The organism is Clostridium sp. AM34-11AC (assembly GCF_003435375.1).
In the GTDB taxonomy this organism is placed as follows: domain Bacteria; phylum Bacillota; class Clostridia; order Lachnospirales; family Lachnospiraceae; genus Pilosibacter; species Pilosibacter fragilis.
Genome location: NZ_QWGL01000037.1, coordinates 22380 through 27000 on the forward strand (window position 1 = coordinate 22380; position 4621 = coordinate 27000).

4 protein-coding genes are annotated in these 4621 nt (G+C 35.4%); all 4 read left to right on the top strand.

Going from position 1 to position 4621, the window contains the following annotated elements:
• The first annotated feature begins 725 nt into the window (after positions 1–725).
• Positions 726–1190 carry a hypothetical protein gene (locus DW826_RS15445; protein WP_117470055.1) on the top strand — a complete coding sequence of 155 codons (465 nt, stop codon included), beginning with the start codon at positions 726–728 and terminating at the stop codon, positions 1188–1190.
• A gap of 115 nt (positions 1191–1305) precedes the next feature.
• On the top strand, positions 1306–2202 hold the full coding sequence (locus DW826_RS15450) for an ankyrin repeat domain-containing protein (RefSeq protein WP_117553154.1): 897 nt from the start codon (positions 1306–1308) through the stop codon (positions 2200–2202).
• Between the two features lie 215 nt (positions 2203–2417).
• Positions 2418–2786 carry a resolvase gene (locus tag DW826_RS15455; RefSeq protein WP_117553155.1) on the top strand — a complete coding sequence of 123 codons (369 nt, stop codon included), beginning with the start codon at positions 2418–2420 and terminating at the stop codon, positions 2784–2786.
• Positions 2787–2912: 126 nt separating this feature from the next.
• A complete protein-coding gene (locus DW826_RS15460; RefSeq protein ID WP_015552621.1) occupies positions 2913–4064 on the top strand; it encodes an IS91 family transposase in 1152 nt (383 codons plus the stop codon).
• Positions 4065–4621: the final 557 nt, after the last annotated feature.

The following is a 4621-nucleotide window of genomic DNA, read 5'->3' on the forward strand; positions in this document are numbered from 1 at the left end:
AACTAAGTCATAGAGGTGAAACTTTCAGTTTGTCGAACTGATAAAATCCCTTTAGGAACTAAAGGGCGCACTTCTATACTCTCCTATCGGGAGTATGTGCGTCCTGCGGAGCTTCACTCACGGTCGGCAGAAGAAAACTGCCCGACCGTGAATGTTTCGTCACTTCGCTCCGTCAAGGTGGCTACACCCCCTTGCGACGCTTGTGCGTCTATCCCCTGTGTACTTGCCGTCCGCAAACAGCATAAAATGCTGTTCGCCGCCAGCAAGTTTGAAGGCGACTAAAATGAATTTTATGGAACAAGCAAATCGGAAGTTATAAAGGAGGCATTATCATGGGTCTATTTGATAAGTTGAAAGGAAAAAAGAAACAGTAGATTGGAGCAACGCATATACTGCTACTCCTAAATTATACGGAAAACCAGACGGTACGCTTTTTGGTGCAATCGCATTAACAGAGAGAACAGAAACGGTTTTACCTAAAACAACGAAGAATGAATATAGAGTAGAAGGTAAAGTTGTATCTGAATGGAAATTAGTACTTGTTAGTACAACAAAAGATACGATTATCGGAGATGCAGATTATTTTACAGCGTTAAATGATGTTGAAAAATATGCTCTCGATTCAAAGAAAGATAGCGTTTTAGTTAAGGGACTTTCATTAAGTGAATTGGAAAGTTTAAGGGGATAAACATTTCAATCAAATTGAAATTTGCGAAGGAAGTGCAATGATAGAATTAAATTCTAAGATTAAGAATGCTCTAATTAAAATTGGCTTTATTGAGCGATATGAAGAATTATCTAATAAATTTAATGCTAAAAGAACACCTTCAAGTAATCGTTTGGCTTATATTGATAGTGAAGAGGTCATGGAGACAATTCAAGATTTAGGCTATTCTCCGGTGTTTGATGTAAAAGAAAAATTTTATAAAATCAAGGAAGAACAAATTGGAAAGATTACTTTGGAAGTTCATATTATTCTGAGATATGGAATGGTAGATTTAGTTTGGATAGTCAGAGAAAATGGAGAATTGCTTCTTGGGGCTCCTTGGGGAACATATTCAAGGAGACTTATTGATAATAATTACAGGATAAAAAAACCTATCATAGGAACATATGAGGATTTAGAAGAAATTTTGAAAATTACTTTTAAAATGTATGAAGACTTTAAGAGTACATTAACTGGTAATTAGCTTATTTAGCCATTCTGGCAAAAGATTAAAACTAGAAGGATATAAACAAGCATCATTAGCTGTATTTTATGTCAAATTATATAAATACATGATTTGTATACGAGGATAGAGAACAATGAATTCTGATATGACAAAGTATTGTTATCAACATTTTGAAAATGCTTACAATATTGGGTGGAATACAAATTTTGATAGTACAGTGGAAAGTAAAGAGACATTTAATTCAATATTCATAGAAAAGTTGACTTCTTATTGTGAGAATCCATTAAATAGCAACTTGAATGGTGTATGTCGTGAAACAGAGATTGATGGAAAAAAGTATGTAAAAGGGTTTGGAGAAATACGTATCATTGATTTAAAAAAGAAAATAAGATATGCAGCTCCTAATGTTATTATAGATGATATATTAAGTGGAAAATATATACCGCCAATAGAATTTATCGATGCAGTTTTAACAGGACCGACTTTTGATTCTGAAGAATATCAGGAATTTTATTTGAATTATTCGGAAAAAAACTTTTGGGGAGAAAACGAAGAAAATTTTGAAAAAATAGCTAAGGTATTGGAATTGGCAGGAGATTTGGAGGGCTTTAAAGATTATATTTTGAATAACGATTTAATAAATATAGTTGTCCCTGAAGGTTCGTTACTTAATTATGCAATCACAGAAGGGAAAGAAAAGGAAGCACTTTGGCTTATTGAAAATGGTATAGATATTAATGCTTTTGACGGTTTGGAACTTATGACGGCAATAAAAAAGAACAATAATATAATTGCAAAAAAATTAATAGATGAAGGTATTGTTATTAATAGTAGAGAGATGAACGATAATCCTTTAGTTAGTGCGATTCGTTTTTCAAATGCCTTTCTTGTAGAGGAACTTATGAAAAATTACAGGGATTTGATAGTAGCTTATTCAAACGAATATGTAAGAAATTGTAGTGTTTTAGATATTGCTGAAAGAACGAAAAATGAAAAAATAATAAATATAGTTAAGAAGTATTTAGTATGATCTATTGATGTTAATATAAATTCAAAAAATTTGATAATAGTTGCTTTTCAGGTTTAAGTTCGTAAGAGAATAATAATTTTTTGATATGTTTATAGGTTGCTATGGAGATTAAACTAATAGAACAATTAGGACTTAATGATTTAGATGTAGTGGAAGCGTTGATAGATGATTTAGAAAATGCTGTAAGTTTATTTAATTGATTGGAGAATATAAATGTGAGTAAAAATGTAAGAGAGTTTTTTGAAAAAATGCAAGAATTTTTTCCATCAACGAAGAATGCATACATTGAAAGTGTAAAAGAATATGGAGAAGTATTAGAAACAGTTGTAATAGAAGATATTTTTATGCCGGAGCTTTTAACATTATTAGCTAAGAATGAAGATGCTGAATTATTAAGCAATATGTTTAATTATTTTGAAGAAATAATAAATAAGAATGATTCATATTTGATTAATATTTTTTCTGTTACTGTGTTAGAAATTTTAGGAAATGATAAGGCAATTCTAAAGGTGGCTAAGCAATATATGGGAGAAAAAACTGCATTGCTCCAAATGAAAGTTGATAAAGAATTGGGAAGATTATAAAAAAAATGGCGTCCCAGCTTGGACTTCCGTTAGTGCCGGACACTAGCTATTATTATCCCCGTTTTTATCTTGGACTGCTGGAAGGCGAGTATAGTGGTCCTTTTGACAGAAAGGATGGTACAGCCAATGGATAAGCCCACAGTACAGGATATTTTTCATCGTTTTTATCCGGCATACCTTGATCAATATTCACCTTCCCCTGTACAGGCAAAGGTTGCACATAACATCATGAACTGCAAGACCGGTGCCTATGGTGCAAATGTATGTGTATGTGAGGATTGTGGCTTCGTACAGATTCATTACAATTCCTTCCGTAACCGTTGCTGCCCCATGTGTCAGGCTGTTCCGAAAGAAATGTGGATGGATGCACGCAGAGAGGATGTCCTTGATGCTCCTTATTTCCATCTGGTTTTTACGGTTCCTGATATTTTAAACCCTGTCATTTACAGCAACCAGAGACTTCTTTATGATGCCTTATACCATGCAGCTTCTTCCACAATCAGCGAACTGACTGCCGACCCAAAACGTCTCGGCGCAAAGGTGGGATACATCTGCATTTTACATACATGGGGTTCTGAAATGAACTTTCATCCCCACATTCATACCATCCTGCTGGGTGGAGGACTGGCTTCCAACAACCAATGGAAGGACAATGGTGAAAATTTCTTTCTTCCCATCCGGGTCATCTCCAAAGTGTTCCGCGGAAAATATCTGGAGGAACTAAAGAGGCTGTGGAAAGAGGATAAGCTGGTATTTCATGGTACTGCAGAAAAATTTCGTAACCATTATACGTTCAAGGAGCTTTTAGATTCCTGTTATGGTATGGACTGGATTCCTCATTGTAAAAAGACATTCAATGGTGCTCAAACAGTAATGAAATACCTTGGTAAGTATACTCATCGCATTGCCGTCAGCAATCACCGCACCGTCCGTATGGATGATGATACCGTTACATTCTTAGTAAAGGATTACCGTAATGAGGGACAGTGGAAGGAACTGACCATTTCGGGTGTAGAGTTTGTCCGGCGGTTTCTCATGCATGTACCACCAAGGCGTTTTGTCCGCATCAGGCACTACGGACTGCTATGTTCCCGCACTAAAAACCAGAAGCTCACCCTTTGCAGAAATTTACTTGGATGTAAGAAGTATCTTTCAAAGCTTCGTGACATGGAAATGCCTGAAATATTGGAACATCTTTATGGCATCAAAGTTTGTGTGTGTAAAGCATGTGGTGGGCATCTCGGAAAGCCACAGATGAGAATGCCACTGCGCTGCTAAAGAGCAACATCTAATACTTTCAAAAGCCTCAGTTTCTGAGGTTTTATCGTCATGCCCATTTGCCTGTTTTTTATAAAATGTTGTAGCTTTCATACCGAGAATCATATATAATCATGGACAGGAACAAAGAATTGAAAGTCCATAGGTTGCGGCTACCCGGACGCTCACTTTGTTCAATTAGGTCAAATCGAAAATGGTGTAAACGAAGGGGCAGTTCTCTGCAATGTCAAAACTGCTTTTTCGTTTACCCCATCATCGATTGTAACCTAAAGAATTTGTAAAGGAGACATTTTTAACAAGAATCAGCAAGAATTCTCCCACCTCTATAGGTGGTGAGATGAATTGCTATCTCTTGCATAGTGCCATAGTTGGCATGTAAATATCAGATTATTGCACATAGCTGTGCTGTGTATTGTAAACTTCTCATATATTGATTTTTGCAGTTGTGCTATATCATCAATTCTGCATACAATGAATAAGCCTGAAGCCTGAAGGGAAAATAGATTGCAGATTAAACAGAACAAATGTTCTGAAATGTAATAGACAAATGATTTCAT